The organism is Phaeobacter sp. SYSU ZJ3003 (genome assembly GCF_041300735.1).
Lineage (GTDB): Bacteria > Pseudomonadota > Alphaproteobacteria > Rhodobacterales > Rhodobacteraceae > Phycobacter > Phycobacter gallaeciensis_A.
The window spans coordinates 118214-133600 of record NZ_PXNU01000002.1; the positions used below are offsets into that span (position 1 = coordinate 118214).

The 15387-nt window shown below is 63.6% G+C and carries 15 protein-coding genes; 10 read left to right on the plus strand and 5 right to left on the minus strand.

What is annotated here, in order from left to right; all coding sequences use genetic code 11:
* Nucleotides 1-7 precede the first annotated feature (7 nt).
* On the plus strand, nt 8-508 hold the full coding sequence (locus C6W91_RS02050) for a L,D-transpeptidase (protein WP_274835318.1): 501 nt from the start codon (nt 8-10) through the stop codon (nt 506-508).
* On the opposite strand, the gene C6W91_RS02055 is transcribed toward C6W91_RS02050, so the two are convergent.
* Together C6W91_RS02055 and C6W91_RS02060 are read right to left on the minus strand one after the other, a co-directional pair.
* A complete protein-coding gene (locus tag C6W91_RS02055) occupies nt 492-1151 on the minus strand; it encodes a YggS family pyridoxal phosphate-dependent enzyme (RefSeq protein ID WP_274835245.1) in 660 nt (219 codons plus the stop codon). The two genes, C6W91_RS02050 and C6W91_RS02055, sit on opposite strands and share 17 nt — an antisense overlap.
* A 139-nt stretch (nt 1152-1290) precedes the next feature.
* Entirely contained in the window at nt 1291-2274 is a 984-nt protein-coding gene (locus tag C6W91_RS02060) for a porin (RefSeq protein ID WP_065271865.1), read from the minus strand.
* 446 nt (nt 2275-2720) lie between these two features.
* Between C6W91_RS02060 and C6W91_RS02065 the strand changes: the two genes are divergently transcribed.
* The 5 genes from C6W91_RS02065 to C6W91_RS02085 all read left to right on the plus strand — a co-directional run bounded on the left by C6W91_RS02065 (nt 2721) and on the right by C6W91_RS02085 (nt 8148).
* The gene (locus C6W91_RS02065) at nt 2721-3206 is read left to right on the plus strand and encodes a DUF3576 domain-containing protein (protein WP_274833094.1); all 486 of its coding nucleotides are present in this window, start codon (nt 2721-2723) and stop codon (nt 3204-3206) included.
* A gap of 91 nt (nt 3207-3297) precedes the next feature.
* Nucleotides 3298-5877: a leucine--tRNA ligase gene (gene leuS / locus C6W91_RS02070; RefSeq protein ID WP_274839825.1), complete on the plus strand. Its 2580-nt coding sequence runs from the start codon at nt 3298-3300 to the stop codon at nt 5875-5877.
* Nucleotides 5878-5888: 11 nt separating this feature from the next.
* On the plus strand, nt 5889-6413 hold the full coding sequence (gene lptE, locus C6W91_RS02075; RefSeq protein WP_274839824.1) for an LPS assembly lipoprotein LptE: 525 nt from the start codon (nt 5889-5891) through the stop codon (nt 6411-6413).
* Nucleotides 6410-7441 carry a DNA polymerase III subunit delta gene (holA, locus tag C6W91_RS02080; protein ID WP_274839823.1) on the plus strand — a complete coding sequence of 344 codons (1032 nt, stop codon included), beginning with the start codon at nt 6410-6412 and terminating at the stop codon, nt 7439-7441. Before lptE ends, holA begins: the two co-directional genes overlap by 4 nt.
* A gap of 116 nt (nt 7442-7557) precedes the next feature.
* Nucleotides 7558-8148: a glutathione S-transferase family protein gene (locus C6W91_RS02085; protein WP_065271870.1), complete on the plus strand. Its 591-nt coding sequence runs from the start codon at nt 7558-7560 to the stop codon at nt 8146-8148.
* Here C6W91_RS02085 and C6W91_RS02090 read toward each other — a convergent pair.
* A complete protein-coding gene (locus C6W91_RS02090; protein ID WP_274839822.1) occupies nt 8121-9329 on the minus strand; it encodes a TIGR03862 family flavoprotein in 1209 nt (402 codons plus the stop codon). The two genes, C6W91_RS02085 and C6W91_RS02090, sit on opposite strands and share 28 nt — an antisense overlap.
* An 80-nt stretch (nt 9330-9409) precedes the next feature.
* On the opposite strand from C6W91_RS02090, the gene C6W91_RS02095 reads away from it, so the two are divergent.
* Entirely contained in the window at nt 9410-9715 is a 306-nt protein-coding gene (locus C6W91_RS02095) for an HNH endonuclease (protein WP_274835240.1), read from the plus strand.
* Nucleotides 9716-9967: 252 nt separating this feature from the next.
* On the opposite strand, the gene C6W91_RS02100 is transcribed toward C6W91_RS02095, so the two are convergent.
* Both C6W91_RS02100 and C6W91_RS02105 read right to left on the minus strand, forming a co-directional pair.
* Nucleotides 9968-10579 (minus strand): enoyl-CoA hydratase/isomerase family protein, encoded by a 612-nt coding sequence (locus C6W91_RS02100; protein WP_274838108.1) that lies wholly within the window; start codon nt 10577-10579, stop codon nt 9968-9970.
* The gene (locus C6W91_RS02105) at nt 10576-11325 is read right to left on the minus strand and encodes an SDR family oxidoreductase (protein ID WP_274839821.1); all 750 of its coding nucleotides are present in this window, start codon (nt 11323-11325) and stop codon (nt 10576-10578) included. Before C6W91_RS02105 ends, C6W91_RS02100 begins: the two co-directional genes overlap by 4 nt.
* A gap of 147 nt (nt 11326-11472) precedes the next feature.
* Here C6W91_RS02105 and C6W91_RS02110 point away from each other — a divergent pair, with 147 nt between their 5' ends.
* The 3 genes from C6W91_RS02110 (at nt 11473) to C6W91_RS02120 (ending at nt 15325) form a co-directional block, all read left to right on the plus strand.
* The gene (locus C6W91_RS02110) at nt 11473-13002 is read left to right on the plus strand and encodes a DUF2125 domain-containing protein (protein ID WP_274829895.1); all 1530 of its coding nucleotides are present in this window, start codon (nt 11473-11475) and stop codon (nt 13000-13002) included.
* Nucleotides 13003-13146: 144 nt separating this feature from the next.
* Nucleotides 13147-14499: a TldD/PmbA family protein gene (locus tag C6W91_RS02115; protein ID WP_274839820.1), complete on the plus strand. Its 1353-nt coding sequence runs from the start codon at nt 13147-13149 to the stop codon at nt 14497-14499.
* Nucleotides 14486-15325, plus strand: coding sequence for a 3'(2'),5'-bisphosphate nucleotidase CysQ (locus C6W91_RS02120; RefSeq protein WP_274839819.1), 840 nt, complete (start codon nt 14486-14488; stop codon nt 15323-15325). Before C6W91_RS02115 ends, C6W91_RS02120 begins: the two co-directional genes overlap by 14 nt.
* The last annotated feature ends 62 nt before the right edge of the window (nt 15326-15387 follow it).

Here is a 15387-nt window from a genome sequence, read left to right on the forward strand (position 1 = left end):
CCCCGCGCTGTCGCCCCGGGATCTGGTTCTGACCCCGCGCGGTCTGCGCTTCATGGGGCGCCTCCTGCCCTGTGCCATCGGCAAGGGCGGGCTGACCCAGCGCAAGCGCGAAGGCGACGGCGCCACGCCCGTGGGCGTACATCGCATCGCCGGGATGCTCTACCGTCCGGACCGCATGCTGCCCCCCACGGATTGGGCGGTGCCGATCGGGCCGGGGGATCTGTGGTCGGACGATGTGAGGGACCCCGATTACAACCTGATGGTCCGCGCGCCGCACGGTTTCAGCCACGAGCGCCTGCGCCGCGCCGATCCCTTATATGATCTGGTGCTGAACACTGACTGGAACTGGCCCAACGCGGTCAAGGGGCGCGGGTCGGCCATCTTTATCCACCAGTGGAGGAGGCCCGGTTATCCGACCGAAGGCTGCCTTGCCTTCAGCCGCAGTGATCTCCGCTGGATCGCGCAGCGGCTCCGTCCCGGCAGCCGGGTAATTATTCCGTCGGCTTGACCCGCTCGCCAAAAATCGCCGAGCCGACCCGCACATGGGTAGCGCCAAGCGCGATGGCAGTCTCGAAATCGCTGCTCATGCCCATCGACAGGCCGTCCAGCCCGTTACGCGCGGCGATCTTGGCCAGTAGCGCGAAATGCAGCGCCGGTTCCTCGTCCACCGGGGGAATGCACATCAGCCCCTTGATGGGCAGATCCAGCGCCCGGCATTCGGAGATGAAGGCATCTGCATCGGCTGGAAGAATACCGGCCTTCTGCTCTTCCTCGCCGGTGTTGACCTGAATGAACAGATCCGGGCAATGGCCCAGCTCCTGCGCCAGCCGGGCGATGGCCTTGGCCAGCTTGGGACGGTCAACCGAATGGATGCTGTCAAAAAGCTCCATCGCCTGACGGGCCTTGTTGCTTTGCAACGGGCCGATCAGATGCAGATCGATCCCGTCGAACCGTTCAGCGAAGCCCGGCCATTTCCCGGCTGCCTCCTGCACGCGGTTTTCGCCAAAACAACGGTGACCTTCTTCCAGCACCGCTTCGACCCGCTCGTTCGGCTGCACCTTGGACACCGCGATCAGATGAACCGAGCCCGGCGCACGGCCTGCGGCCTCTTCTGCCTTTGCGATGCGGGTCTTGATCTCTTCCAGGGACATGGTCGGCCTCCGAGCGATAAAAGTGCGGTTCGGTCTCGGCGCAGAGAAACACTGTTTGCCGGCAAATGTTAAGAGGCAAAAGAAAAGGGCGAGCCTGCAAGCAGGCCCGCCCCCAATTTCACGCTAAGCGTGGTTCAGCTTAGAAGCTGAAGTACACACCAGCTTGGAACTGGTTGTCGTCGTCGGCTTCGTCAACGTAACCGGCAACCACGGTGGCGCCGCCACCCAGGTCGTACTGGTAGTTGATGCCGAAGGAGGTGCCGTCAACGCCGCCGTCACCTTTAACGGTGGACACGGAGCCCGGTGCGTCTGCGGAGTTCACCCAGACCAGAACGTTCGACGCTGCGCCGATGTCCATGTTGCCTTCCAGGGTGAAGCTGTCGACCTGGTCGGTGGAACCGTAGGCCAGTTTCGCGCCGAATGCACCGAAGTTACCGCCAGCAGCAGCAAAGGTGATGTCGTTCAGCGGAACGGAGGAGGACTGCATCGCTGCGGTGACATAGTAGTCGCCGAAGGAGTAAGTCGCCATCACGCCGGTGCGGTCTTCGCCGCCTGCGGAACCGGCAACGGTGCCGCCGTTACGCTGCGAGTAGGACACGTGACCGGTGAAGCCGCCTGCGGAGTACAGAACTTCGATGCCGTTGGAGCCAGCGCCAGCGGAGGAGTACGCGTCCCAGTTGAACACGGTGCCGCCGTTGGTTTTGATGGCAATCTGGTGGAAGCCCATGCCGTCGATGCCGGTACCAGCCGAACGGGTGCCGGTTGCGTACAGACCGGGTGCGTTTTCAACCGCGCCGATGATGTTGCCAACGTTCACGGTCACGCCGTTGTACGACACGCCAAAACGTGCGCCGTTGAATGCGCCGGTGCCGGCAACGCCGTCACGGCTTTCAGCCTGTGCGCGGTAGCGAGCGTTGAATGCAACGCCAGCGTCGGTTTCGGCGGTCATGTCGAACTGCAGGCGCAGACGGCTGGTGATGTTGGTTTTGGAACGGCCAACAACGCGCTCGTTTGCGGAGTTGTAGTCCAGACCGAAACGGCCGTAACCGGACATGCTGACTTCAGCAGCAGCCATGCCCGCGGTTGCGATCAGCGCGGTGGTCGCGAAGAGAACCTTTTTCATAGTTTTTCCCTCGGTTTTCAATTCACATGCCCAAACCGGGGAATCCGGCGTGGGTATGACAAGGGGTTTCGCTCTTTCGGCCCCGGTTTGGCAAGAGCCGCCCATTGGCCGCCGATCATTGTGGCCTGTGCTGGTGCAGCTTTGCCACAGTAGTAAATGCCGCCCCGATTTTGCCGCTCCCGCGCGGCTAAGCCATAGAGACAATATACTTTAATCACCGGCAGACCGCAGCGAGACTGTGACCAAGCGCTGCAACGCCATCTCTCTGTCTTCCGTTGATACCTTAACCTCTGCCGCCCAGCACAGCCGCCGCATAATCTCCTGCAAGGACCTCATCAGGCTGCCCAGGATCCGATTCGATGCATCCCACCCGGATGCTAAAGCCCTTGCTCAGCTTGCTGCCCATGCGATAGGACTGCCTCAAGTCAAAGGCTCCGGGAGCGGCTATGAAACTGCATAAGATATTTCAGGCGACCTTGATCGGCGCATTGTGCCTGAGCGTTGCCGCCTGCGGCGGGCGCGGCAAAGATCGTCCGGCCAACACCAGCGTTGCGCAGGAATTCAACAACGACGTAGACGCCGCAAAGAGCGATAAATCCTCGATCTGGGATGTTTTTGGCGGCAAGCCCGACCAGAAGGTTCAGGTCAACCGCTACCTGTGGAACGCCAGCATTGATGTGCTGAGCTTCCTGCCGGTGCAAAGCGTTGATCCCTTCACCGGCGTCATCATCACCGGCTACGGCACCCCGCCCGGCGGCGGACGCTCCTATCGCGCCACTGTCCATATCAAGGACCCGGCGCTGGACGCGCGTTCGCTCAATGTCTCGCTTCATTCCAAGGGGGGGCCGGTCAGCGCCTCGACAACCCGCGCCGTCGAAGATGCGATTCTGTCCCGTGCGCGCCAGCTGCGCATCGCAGACAAAAAGTTCTGACCCCTCTGCCCTCTGGAAAGCCGCAGAAAACATCAGTATCACCAGCGCCGGGCCCCATCGCCCGGCGTTTTCATTCTAAAGGACCGCATCCATGTCGCGTTACTCTGCCTCTGAGATCGAAGCAAAATGGCAGGAGGCCTGGGAAAAGGCCGGAATCTTCCAGGCCAAACGGACGGCAGACAAGCCGAAGTACTACGTGCTGGAGATGTTCCCCTATCCGTCGGGGAAGCTCCACATGGGGCATGTGCGCAATTACACCATGGGCGACGTGATCGCGCGCTACAAAATTGCAACCGGCCACAACGTACTGCACCCGATGGGGTTCGATGCCTTTGGCATGCCTGCAGAAAACGCCGCCATGGCATCGGGCGGGCACCCCAAGGACTGGACCTACGCCAATATCGACACCATGGTCGAACAGATGCAGCCGCTGGGCCTGTCGCTGGACTGGTCGCGGATGTTCGCCACCTGTGACGAGGAATATTACGGCCAGCAGCAGGCGCTGTTCTTGGATTTCCTGGAAAAGGATCTCGTTTACCGCAAGAACGCCGTGGTGAACTGGGACCCAGTCGACATGACTGTTCTGGCCAATGAACAGGTTGAAAACGGCCGCGGCTGGCGCTCTGGTGCGCTGGTGGAACGGCGCGAGCTGACCCAGTGGTTCTTCAAGATCTCCGACTATTCCGAGGAACTGCTGGACGCCCTTGATGGTCTGGACAACTGGCCCGCCAAGGTGCGCCTGATGCAGGAAAACTGGATCGGCAAATCGCGCGGCCTGCAGTTCTCCTTTGAACGCGCCGACGGTGGTGAGCCGATCGAGGTTTATACCACCCGCCCCGACACGCTGATGGGTGCCTCCTTCGTGGGGATTTCCCCGGACCACCCAATTGCCAAACAGCTTGAGGCCGAAAGCCCCGAACTCGCTGAATTCCTGGCCGAATGCCGCAAGGGCGGCACCACCGCCGAGGCGATTGAGACCGCGCCGAAACTGGGCCGCGACACCGGCATCCGGGTAAAACATCCGCTGAACCCGGAATGGGAACTGCCGGTCTGGATCGCCAACTTCATCCTGATGGATTACGGCACCGGCGCGATCTTTGCTTGCCCGGCGCATGATCAGCGCGACCTCGATTTCTGCCGCAAATACGATCTGCCGGTCACCGACACCTTCCTGGCGCTGGACGATCCCAAGCCGGTCGAAAACGAGGCATTTGTGCCGCCGAAGACAGAAAAGGTGAAATGGATCAATCACTTCGCAGGGCTGGACGTGGCCACAGGTGAAGAGGCGATCAACGCCACCATCGACAAGGCCGAATCCGAAGGCTGGGGCGAAGGCGTCACAAAATTCCGCCTGCGCGACTGGGGTCTCAGCCGCCAGCGCTATTGGGGTTGCCCGATTCCCGTGGTCCATTGCGATGCCTGCGGCGTGGTGCCGGAAAAGAAAGAAAACCTGCCCATCGCCCTGCCCTATGACGAAGACGGCAAGGCCATCGATTTCTCGGTTCCCGGCAACCCGCTGGACCGCCACCCCAGCTGGCGCGACTGTGCCTGCCCGAAATGCGGTAAGCCTGCCCAGCGCGAAACCGACACAATGGATACCTTCGTCGATTCGTCCTGGTATTTCGCCCGCTTCACCGCGCCGCGCGCCGAAACGCCCACGGTGATGGAAGAGGCCGATTACTGGATGAACGTCGACCAGTATATCGGCGGCATCGAACACGCGATTCTGCACCTGCTGTATTCGCGCTTCTTCGCCCGCGCGATGCACATCTGCGGCCACCTGCCGGAGAAATCGAAAGAACCGTTCGACGCGCTGTTTACCCAGGGCATGGTCACCCATGCGATCTACCAGACCAAAGGCGACAATGGCCGCCCGGTCTATCACTACCCTGAAGAAGTCGAGCTGCGCGATGGCAAGGCCTTCCTCAAGGAGACCGGCGCCGAGGTTGAGGTGATTCCCTCGGCCAAGATGTCGAAATCCAAGAACAACGTGGTCGACCCGCTGCACATCATCTCGGCCTTTGGCGCCGATACCGCGCGCTGGTTCGTGCTGTCCGACAGCCCGCCGGAGCGCGACGTGGAATGGACCGCAGCCGGGGCTGAGGCCGCTTACAAGCACCTGAACCGGGTCTGGAACCTGTCGGTAAAGATCGCCGAGATGGACCCGAATGCATCCGGCAGCGGCGACGAGGACCTTTTGCGCGAGATGCACAAAGCGATCCGCGACGTGACCCTGGGTGTCGAATCCTTCGGCTTCAACGCGGCGATTGCCAAACTTTACGCCTTTACCAACACGCTGGCCAAATCCAAGGCGGGCGCGGCGGCGCAGAAACAGGCGATTATGGCGCTGGCGCAGCTGATGTCGCCAATGACCCCGCACCTGGCCGAGGCCGTCTGGGAAGCGCAGGGCGGCGAAGGTCTGGTCGCCACGGCCAACTGGCCTGCTGCCGACGAATCGATGCTGGTCGAAGACAGCGTCACCCTGCCGATCCAGATCAACGGTAAAAGAAGGTCTGAGGAGGTCGTTCCCCTCAACGCAACCCAAGCAGAGATTGAGAGTATTGTCTCGGCAAACAACGCTGTTCAATCTGCTATGGTATCGGTTGACGCAACAGAGTGGAAAAAGTTGATCTATGTTCCGAATCGGATCGTCAACGTGATTATCAAGTAGGCGGACTGTGAATGGCACTGCTTAACTGTCGAATCTTGCCGCTAGCCGTGGTCCTTGGACTGTCGGCCTGCGGTTTCACCCCGGTCTATGCGCCGGGGGGCACCGGCGCGGCGCTTTATGGCAAGATCGCCATTCAGTCCCCTGAGGAGATCAAGACCGACAGCGAAGTGAACGCCTACCTGCTGGTCCGCAATCTGGAGGAACGGCTTGGCCGCGCCTCTGGCGGCGATTACCGGCTGGACCTGTCGCTGCGCACCCGCAGCGAAGGTCAGGCGATCACCGCGGGCAATGAAACCACCCGCTATTCCATCGTCGGCGTTGCCAGCTACAGCCTGTTCCGCCTGTCCGACGGCGTCATCGTGGCCAGCGGCAGCGAAGATGCCTTTACCGGCTATTCCGCCACCGGATCAACGGTGGAAACCCTGGCTGGGGAACGCGATGCCAATGCGCGGCTGATGCAGATTCTGGCTGACCAGATCACCGCCCGGGTGCTGACCACTGCGGATCTGGCCGCTGCGGCGCCTACTGCGGAATGAAGCTCTCCCCGCGCGACGCCGAGGGCTATTTCAAAAAGCCCGATCCGGACAAGACGGGCCTTTTGATATATGGCGCCGATGCCATGCGGGTGGCGCTGAAACGGCAACAGATGCTGGCGGCCCTGCTGGGCGCCGCCGCTGAGGAAGAAATGCGCCTGACCCGGATGCCCGGCTCCGAATTGCGCAAGGATCCGGCACAGCTTCTGGACGCGGTCAAGGCGGTCGGCTTTTTTCCCGGCCCGCGCGCGGTCTTTGTCGAAGAGGCCAACGACAGCGCCGCCCCTGCGATTCTCGCGGCGCTGGAGGACTGGCAACCAGGCGATGCCCAGATCGTCGTCACCGCCGGACAGCTGAAAGCCACATCGAAACTGCGCAAGGGTTTCGAATCGCATCGCAATGCCTATGCCACCGGCATCTATGACGATCCGCCCTCGCGAGCTGAGATCGAGCGGATCCTCTCCGAAGCGCAGATCCGAGATGTGCCTGGCGACAGCATGTCGGCGCTGACCGATATCGCCAATGACATCGGCCCCGGCGATTTCTCCCGCATGATCGAAAAACTGGCGCTCTACAAATACCAGGACAGCAGCCCCCTAAGCCTTGAGGATATCGACGCCGTCGCGCCGCAATCCACCGAAGCCGCACTTGACGATGTGCTGAACGTGGTGGCCGAGGGGCGCAGCGCCGAGATCGGCCCGCTGCTGCGCCGCCTTCAGGCGCAGGGCACCAATGCGGTGACGCTCTGCATCGGGGCGACCCGCCATTTCCGCACGCTTTACACCGTGGCCGCCGATCCCGGTGGTCCGGCGCAGGGCATCGGCCGCCTGCGCCCGCCGCTTTATGGCAAGCGCCGCGACCGGATGCTGCGGCAGGCGCAGGGCTGGGGCGCCGCCAAGCTGCAGACCGCGCTGACCATTCTGACCGACACCGACCTGCAGCTGCGCTCAGCCGGGCAGACCGCCCCGGCACTTGCCTTGATGGAGCGCGCTTTGATTCGGCTGGCGATGCTCAGCCGCGCCCGCCAGTAAGGGCCCAAAAGGCCGCAACGTTCTGCGGCCAGCGACGGGTGCAGGCAGGCTTCAGCCTTGACGCAAAGACAGCTGCGCGCATCTGATGCGCAGCAAAACCTGAGGGAGAGAAACCTATGTACACCGTGATCGGCAAACCGATGACCCGCGCCTTCCGCGTGATCTGGACGCTCGAAGAACTGGGCCAGCCTTATGATCTGAATACTGCCGCCCCGCACAGCCCGGATATCGTCGCCGTGAACCCCTCGGGCAAGGTTCCGGCCCTAGTCGAAGATGGCGAGGTGATCACCGATTCCACCGCCATCATCACCTATCTGGCGGACAAGCACGGCGCGCTCACCGCGCCCGCAGGGACCATGGCCCGCGCCAAACAGGATGCCGTCACCCATCAGATCCTGGATGAAATCGACGCCGTGCTCTGGACCGCCGCCCGCCACAGCTTTGCCCTGCCCGAAGAGCAGCGCGTGCCCGAAATCAAGGACAGCCTGCGCTGGGAGTTCGAGCGCAACATCGCCCGGCTCGAAGCGCGCCTGACCGGCCCCTACCTGATGGGGGACGCGTTCACCATCGCCGATATCATCTGCGTGCATTGCCTGAACTGGGCCTATGGCGCCAAGTTCCCGGTCGAAAGCCGTGCCCTGCTCGACTATTCCAAGACCGTGCGCAGCCGCGACGCCTTTCAGCGCACCGCAGCGCTGGCCAAGTAATCGACCGCGCCACGTCCGGCCCAGCGCCCGGTGGCAAGACAGGCCGTCAGAAGGTAGCCCCCCGTGGGCGCCTCCCAATCCAGCATCTCTCCGGCGCAAAAGGTGCCGGGGATTTCTTTCAGCATCAGCCCCGCATCCAGCGCCTCGTGGCAGACGCCCCCGGCGGTCGAAATCGCCTCATCCATCGGGCGCAGACCTTGGTGACGCACCGGCAGAGACTTGATCCGCGCCGCAAGCTCTGCGGAATCCTGCGGCAGCGGTCGGGCAAATTCCTGCATCAGCGCGATCTGCGCAGGCGTCAGTTTCAGTGCCTTGCGCAGATGATTGGCAAGGCTCGCCTTGCCACGCGGGCGAGTCAGTCTGCGCGTCACCTCTTCCACGGTCAGATTCGGCAGCAGGTCCAGCGTCAGATCCGCGCCCTCCCGCACCGCCGCGCAAATGGCGTAGATTCCGCCCCCTTCCAAACCGCGAGCAGAGATCACCGCCTCCCCGCGCGAAGACAGCGCCCCCGCGCGCAGCGCAATCCCTTTCAGCGGAACGCCGAAATGCGCCGCCATGTGATCCGACCAATCCACCACTAGCCCGGCATTGGCAGGCTTGAAGGGCGCCAACGCCACACCCCGCGCCGCCAGCAAATCCGCCCAGGCCCCGTCCGAGCCGAGCCGCGCCCAGCTTGCACCGCCCAGCGCCAGAACCGTTGCCCCCGCGCGCAGCCGCACCACCCCTTCGGGCGTCTCAAAACTCAGGCAGTTCCCGTCCCAGCCAGTCCAGCGCCAGCGGGTGCGGCGCGCAACGCCCAACTCCTCCAGCCGCGCCAGCCAGGCCCGCAGCAGTGGCGAAGCTTTCATTTCCCTGGGAAATACCCGTCCGGTGGAGCCGGTAAACAGATCCCGCCCCAGCCCGCGCGCCCAGTCCTGCACCGCCTCGGCGTCAAAGTCCCGCAGCATCGGCGCCAGCCAGTCCTGCGCCCCGCCATATTGCGTGATCAGATCGTCAAAGGGTTCGTCCTTGGTGAGGTTCAGACCGGATTTGCCCGCCATCAGCAGCTTGCGCGCCAGTGACGGTTTTGCCTCGGCCACCAGCACGCGATGCCCGGCACGCGCCAGTTGCTCAGCCGCCATCAACCCCGCAGGCCCACCGCCGATGACCACCGCATCCCACTGTTCCGATTGCCCCGCCATGAAACTCCGCCTTCCGCCCCTTGCCCGCATCCATCTGCGCCGCATCTAATGCAGTCCAGCCGCAAAGACGAGAGGTCAGGATGCCAGAGCCGAACCCGACACCCATATGTCCCCTCTGCAACCGCCCCATCCCCGCGGACGTTCCGCAAAGCCTGCACCACCTGATCCCGAAACTCAAAGGTGGCAAGGGCGGCCCCACCGTGCTGCTACACCATATCTGCCACCGCGAAATCCACGCAGCCCTGACCGAGGCCGAGCTGGCCCGCGACTATGCCACCATCGACGCGCTGCGCAGCCATCCGCGCCTCGCCCGCTTCATCGCCTGGGTCCGCAAACGCCCACCTGGCTTTTCCTCCCGCGTACCGGGTAAGCGACGCAAGCGTTGATGCGGCCCCGGCTCTGCTCTGGCACCGACAGCGGGTCAAGGCTGGCCGCAGGCCACCCTGCGCAGCAGGGGCAATGCGCCTTGAGGCGGTGACGGTGCCTCTACACTCGATATGGCCCTGTTGAGGCAGTTTCTGCCCTCAACAGGGCCTCTCAGCGAAAAGAAAACGCCGCGCGACAGCGCGGCGCTACGCCCAACGGGACGCGGGGCATATCAATGCCCCAAGGACGGGCGGGAGCCGCCCCTGCCCCTCTTAGCGGCACATCTCCAGAATACCGCGTGCAATCTCCGGCTTGGCCGCCAGCGCATCGCTCAGCAGGGCGCGGGCGCTGTCCATCAGGGCACCCGGTTCCACGATCCGGTCCACCAGCCCCCAAGCGCAGGCCTCTTCGGCCTCGATCTTCTGACCAGCGGCCAGGATCATCTTGGTGCGCGCCGGGCCGATCAGCGCCACCATGCGCGCCGGGTCCGAAGGCTGCGGCAGGTAGCCAAGCTTCATCACCGGATAGAAGAATTTTGCCGAAGGCACCGCCAGACGGATATCACAGGCCAGCACCATGCCGTTGGCGCCCCCGGCCAGCGTGCCGTTCAGCGCCGCGATGGTCAGGCAGGGCAGCGCCGCGATGGCGCCCGACAGACGCTCCCACAGGGGCGACGTCGCAAGCCCCGCGCGCGCCGCCTCCAGATCGGCGCCGGCGCTGAACACCTTGCCGGTGCCGGTCAGGATAAAGCCTCGCGCCTCGCCCGCGCGTTCAGCGATCTCGGCTAGTTCCGTCAACATCTCACCCGTCAGCGAGTTCGCCTTGTCCGGGCGATTGATCGTCACCACCCAGAGGCCCTCATTCGAAATCTCTAGGTTGATCATATCAGGCCCACCCGGCGGCGGATCGCGTCTTCGCGCAGGGAAATCTCCTGGCCGAGGAAATCATCGGCATCGCTGCCGCACATCCACAACAGCGCCTTGGCGGGCCATTCTGCGGGAATGTGATCTTCCCAATCGAGCTCGCTCACCGGGTTGATGCCGCTGGCCTTGATCTCGCGCTGCATCTGGGTCGCGACGGTGCCCGGCGACAGGCCCATGGCGCGGATGCCGTTGCCGCCTTCCTCTAGGTGCAGGGCGCGGGTCAGCATCGCAGCCCCAGCTTTTGAGGTGCAATAGGCGCTCCAGGCCTCCAGCGGGTTATGCGCAGCGCCGGAACTCACCGTGATGATGGTGCCGCCCCCGGCGGGTTTCATCAGCGGCAGCGCCGCGCGGATGCCGTTGAACACACCCTTGATGTTGATATCGATCAGCTTGCCCCAGGCCGCCGGATCGGCCTCTTCCAGACGCGCGATCGGTTCGATCACCCCGGCGTTGTTGATCAGCACATCAAGGCTGCCGAAATGCTCGTGTGCTTTTTCCAGCGCCGCCGCAACCGCGCTTGGTTCCGCCACATCACAGGCAAAGGCGAGCGCATTTCCGCCGAGCTCTCCGACCAGTTCGCTCAGCGCATCGGTGCTGCGCGCCAGCAGCGCCAGGTTGGCCCCCGCGGCGGCGAAAACCCTTGCTGCATCGGCTCCGATACCGCGGCTGGCCCCTGTGATGACGACCGTCTTGCCCTGCATATCCATATGATTTCTCTCCAATACCTGTATCGCGACAGTGGTTCCCCTCTGTGGTAAACTCCCTAGGGGGAACGGTCCAGCCCCAGGCCCCTTGACGCCGGTGGCGCCGCGACGGACCATGGTATCCAACGCTTGCTACGAAAGGTTTCACCCATGTCCATTTTTCTCGCGCGCAGCTGTGGCGCCGCTCTTCTTCTGACTGTTTCCGCCCAGGGGGCGCTGGCCGATCTCAGCGCCAAGGACGTCTGGTCCGACTGGAAATCCTACATGACCGGTACCGGTTACGAGGTGACCGCCACCGAAAGCATGTCGGGCGACACGCTGACGGTGTCCGATCTGTCGATGATGATGCCGATCCCCGACGAAGAAGACGTGACCGCCGGGCTCAGCATGCCCGAGATCAAATTCACCGAGAATAGCGACGGAACCGTCAGCATTCTGGTGCCCAAGGAATTTCCGCTGACCGTGCGCGCCAGCGAAGATGATGACAAGCTGACGGTAAATCTGATCATCACCCACGACGGCACGCCGGTGACGGTCTCGGGTGATTCCGAGAACATGACCTATGACTATGCCACCAGCGAGATGACGATGACGCTGGACGGGCTGGAAGCCACTGGCGAGGACATCCCCCAGGATGCGATCCGGGGCACCGTCTCCCTGTCCGACATGGTGACAAAAACCACCATGTCGCTGGCCGGGGTGCGCAGCTACGATCAGACCTGGACCGCTTCAGCGCTAAGCTATGATCTTGGTTTCAAGGATCCGGACAGCGAGGATTTCGCCTCCTTTAACGGCGCGATGCAGCAGCTTCAGGCGCATGGCACCAGCACGGTTCCGGCCGATCTGGACAAGAGCGGTGATTTCTCCGCGCTGCTGGCCGCCGGTTTTGGTCTTGATACCGATTTCTCCTACACGAGCGGCACCTCTGCCTTTGCCTTTCAGGATGGCAGCGACAGCCTGACCTTTGACAGCACCTCTGGCGGCGGCAACTTTGGCGTTGCGATGGACGCAAGCAAACTGACCTATGACGTCACGCAAAAGGACATGGCCTTCAACGTCACCGGATCGGACATTCCCTTCCCGCTGGCGCTCAGCATGGCCGAGGCCGGTTTCAACATCACCATTCCCCTTGCCAAGTCCGAGGAAGAACAGGACTTCGCGCTTGGCGTGGCGCTGCGCGACTTTGCGGTTCCGGAAATGCTCTGGGGCATGGTCGATCCGGCCGGAGCCCTGCCGCATGATCCGGCCAGCGTCGTGCTGAGCCTCACCGGCAAGGGCAAGGTGTTGTTCGACGTCTTCGATGCCGAAGCCATGGAAAAGGTCGAGGATGGCGAGGTCGCACCGGGTGAGCTGAACGCGGTCACCATCCAGGAGCTGCTGGTCTCGGCAGCGGGTGCCAAGCTGACCGGTACCGGTGATTTCGCCTTCAACAACGATGATCTGACCAGCTTTGACGGCATGCCAGCCCCATCGGGCGAAGCGAACCTGTCGCTGACCGGCGCCAACACCCTGATGGACAAGCTGATCGAAATGGGCCTGATGAGCGATGATGACGCCATGGGCGCCCGGATGATGATGGGCATGCTGGCTGTTCCCGGCGAAGGCGAAGACACGCTGAACTCGAAGATCGAGATTTCCGAAGACGGCAAGATCCTCGCCAACGGCCAGCGCATCAAATAAGCTGACCCACAGCAAAAACGCTTTACGGGACCGCCTTTGCGCGGTCCCTTTTTCTTGCGGCAATTGTCCCTGCGCCCTTGCAGCAGGGGGTTCCTCTGGCTAGCTCTATGGCGACCCGCAGCAACAGGATGGCCCGAGACGCCCATGACCCAGACCCCCGAGACGCTTTGCCATGCCCTGATCGATGCCGCCCGCAAGGCAGGCGCGGATGCTGCCGATGCCATGGCCGCTGCAGGCAATTCCCTCAGCATCGAGGTGCGCGAGGGCCGGTTGGAGCATGCCGAACGCTCCGAAGGCACCGATCTGGGATTGCGCGTCTTCCTGGGCCAGCGTCAGGCGCTGGTCTCCTCCTCCGACAGTCGCCCCGAAACCATTGCCGCCATGGCCGAACGCGCCGTGGCCATGGCCCGAGAGGCGCCCGAGGACCCCTATACCGGCCTTGCCGCACCGGATCAGTTGGCGCAGGACTGGGATCTTGCGGCGCTGGATCTGAACGACCCCGCCGCCGATCCGGCCCCGGCCGCCCTGCAAGAGGATGCGCTGGCCGCCGAAGCCGCCTGTCAGGACATCGACGGGATCAGCCAGGTGCAATCCGCAGGCGCGGGCTATGGCCGCAGCTCGGTCTATCTGGCGACCTCGAACGGGTTTTCCGGCGGCTACACCCGCACCGGCCGGTCGATTTCCTGCACCGGCATCGCGGGCACCGGCACCGGCACCGGGATGGAGCGTGATTACGACGGCGATTCCCGCACCTATCAAAGCGACCTGCGCAGCGCCGAAGAGATCGGTCGCACCGCCGGGGAACGCACCGTGGCGCGGATGAACGCACGCAGGCCCAAGACCGGCACCTATCCGGTGCTGTTCGACGAACGGATTTCCGCATCGCTGATCGGTCATCTTCTGTCGGCGGTGAATGGCGCTGCCATCGCACGCGGCTCCTCCTGGCTGCAGGACAGTCTGGGACAGCAGGTGCTGCCCACGCATCTGTCGGTGATCGAGGATCCCCACCGCCCCCGCATTGCGGGATCGCGTCCCTTTGACGGCGAAGGTCTGGCCACCCGCCGCCGCGCCATCGTCGAGGACGGCACCCTGACCGGCTGGACGCTGGATCTGGCCTCGGCCCGCAAACTGGGGATGGAAAGCACCGCAAACGCCGCCCGTGGCATCGGATCAGTGCCGTCGCCGTCGAACTGGAACGTGGCGCTGACCCAAGGCGATCAAAGCCGCGCCGATCTAATTGCGGGCATGGGGACCGGGCTGCTGGTCACCTCGCTGATCGGCTCAACCATCAATCCCAACACCGGCGATTACTCGCGCGGCGCCTCAGGGTTCTGGGTCGAAAACGGTGAAATCGCCTATCCTGTGAACGAATGCACCATCGCGGGCAATCTGCGCGACATGCTGATGCGGATCGTGCCTGCCAATGACGCGCGGAGCTACCTGTCCCGCGTCGTACCATCGCTGCTGGTCGAGGGGATGACGCTTGCCGGCAATTGACGACGCCCAGACAGAAGAGCAGGCAAAGGGCCTTACGGACCTCGAACTGCTGATCGGCGCCGCCGAGGCTGCGGGCGAAATCGCCAGCCGCTATAGCGGACCAACGGCGCGGCGCTGGGACAAGCCTGGCGGTCAGGGGCCGGTGACCGAGGCAGATCTGGCGGTGAATGCGCTGCTGGAAGAGATGCTGCCCGAGGCGCGGCCGGACTATGGCTGGCTATCCGAAGAAACCGAGGACAGCGCCGACCGGTTAAGCCGCGACAGCGTCTTCATCATCGACCCCATAGACGGCACCCGCGCCTTTGCCGAAGGCTCGCGCACCTGGGCGCATTCTCTTGCCATTGCCACCGCGGGCCGGGTCACCGCTGCGGTGATCTACCTGCCGCAGCGCGGTCTGATGTACACCGCGGCGCAGGGACAGGGAGCTGCCCGGAATGGCACCCCGATCCGCGCCTCCTCGCTGACCGATCTGGCGCTGGCCGAGGTGCTGACCGCGCGGCCCAACCTCGCCGCCGAACATTGGCGCACCCGCAATGCCCCCGGTTTCACCCGTAGCTATCGCCCGTCGCTGGCCTATCGCATGGCCAAGGTCGCAGACGGACGCGCCGGGGCCATGCTAACCCTGCGCCGCAGTTGGGAATGGGACATCGCCGCCGGCGATCTGATCCTGCGCGAGGCTGGCGGGCAGGCGACCGACCGTCTGGGCCACGACCTGAGGTTCAACAATCCTGTGCCATTGCTCAATGGGGTGGTGGCCGGACCTCCGGCCCTGCATAAGGAGCTGATCGAGGCGCTGGACCCCGACGGCCCCGGCATTGCAAGCTGATCCGGACGTTACGGTCCGACCACACCGGTTGCCCGCGACACGCAGATGAATTTTTGGACGCC

Excerpts from the sequence above, each read along its gene's own strand:
- C6W91_RS02090 (WP_274839822.1), bottom strand. The coding sequence starts at position 9,329 with ATGGCGGGGCAATCGGAACAGTGGGATGCGGTGGTCATCGGCGGTGGG.
- C6W91_RS02055 (WP_274835245.1), bottom strand. The coding sequence starts at position 1,151 with ATGTCCCTGGAAGAGATCAAGACCCGCATCGCAAAGGCAGAAGAGGCC.
- C6W91_RS02115 (WP_274839820.1), top strand. The coding sequence starts at position 13,147 with ATGACCCAGACCCCCGAGACGCTTTGCCATGCCCTGATCGATGCCGCC.
- C6W91_RS02095 (WP_274835240.1), top strand. The coding sequence starts at position 9,410 with ATGCCAGAGCCGAACCCGACACCCATATGTCCCCTCTGCAACCGCCCC.
- C6W91_RS02085 (WP_065271870.1), top strand. The coding sequence starts at position 7,558 with ATGTACACCGTGATCGGCAAACCGATGACCCGCGCCTTCCGCGTGATC.
- C6W91_RS02100 (WP_274838108.1), bottom strand. The coding sequence starts at position 10,579 with ATGATCAACCTAGAGATTTCGAATGAGGGCCTCTGGGTGGTGACGATC.
- leuS (WP_274839825.1), top strand. The coding sequence starts at position 3,298 with ATGTCGCGTTACTCTGCCTCTGAGATCGAAGCAAAATGGCAGGAGGCC.
- C6W91_RS02065 (WP_274833094.1), top strand. The coding sequence starts at position 2,721 with ATGAAACTGCATAAGATATTTCAGGCGACCTTGATCGGCGCATTGTGC.
- C6W91_RS02110 (WP_274829895.1), top strand. The coding sequence starts at position 11,473 with ATGTCCATTTTTCTCGCGCGCAGCTGTGGCGCCGCTCTTCTTCTGACT.
- lptE (WP_274839824.1), top strand. The coding sequence starts at position 5,889 with ATGGCACTGCTTAACTGTCGAATCTTGCCGCTAGCCGTGGTCCTTGGA.
- C6W91_RS02105 (WP_274839821.1), bottom strand. The coding sequence starts at position 11,325 with ATGGATATGCAGGGCAAGACGGTCGTCATCACAGGGGCCAGCCGCGGT.
- holA (WP_274839823.1), top strand. The coding sequence starts at position 6,410 with ATGAAGCTCTCCCCGCGCGACGCCGAGGGCTATTTCAAAAAGCCCGAT.
- C6W91_RS02060 (WP_065271865.1), bottom strand. The coding sequence starts at position 2,274 with ATGAAAAAGGTTCTCTTCGCGACCACCGCGCTGATCGCAACCGCGGGC.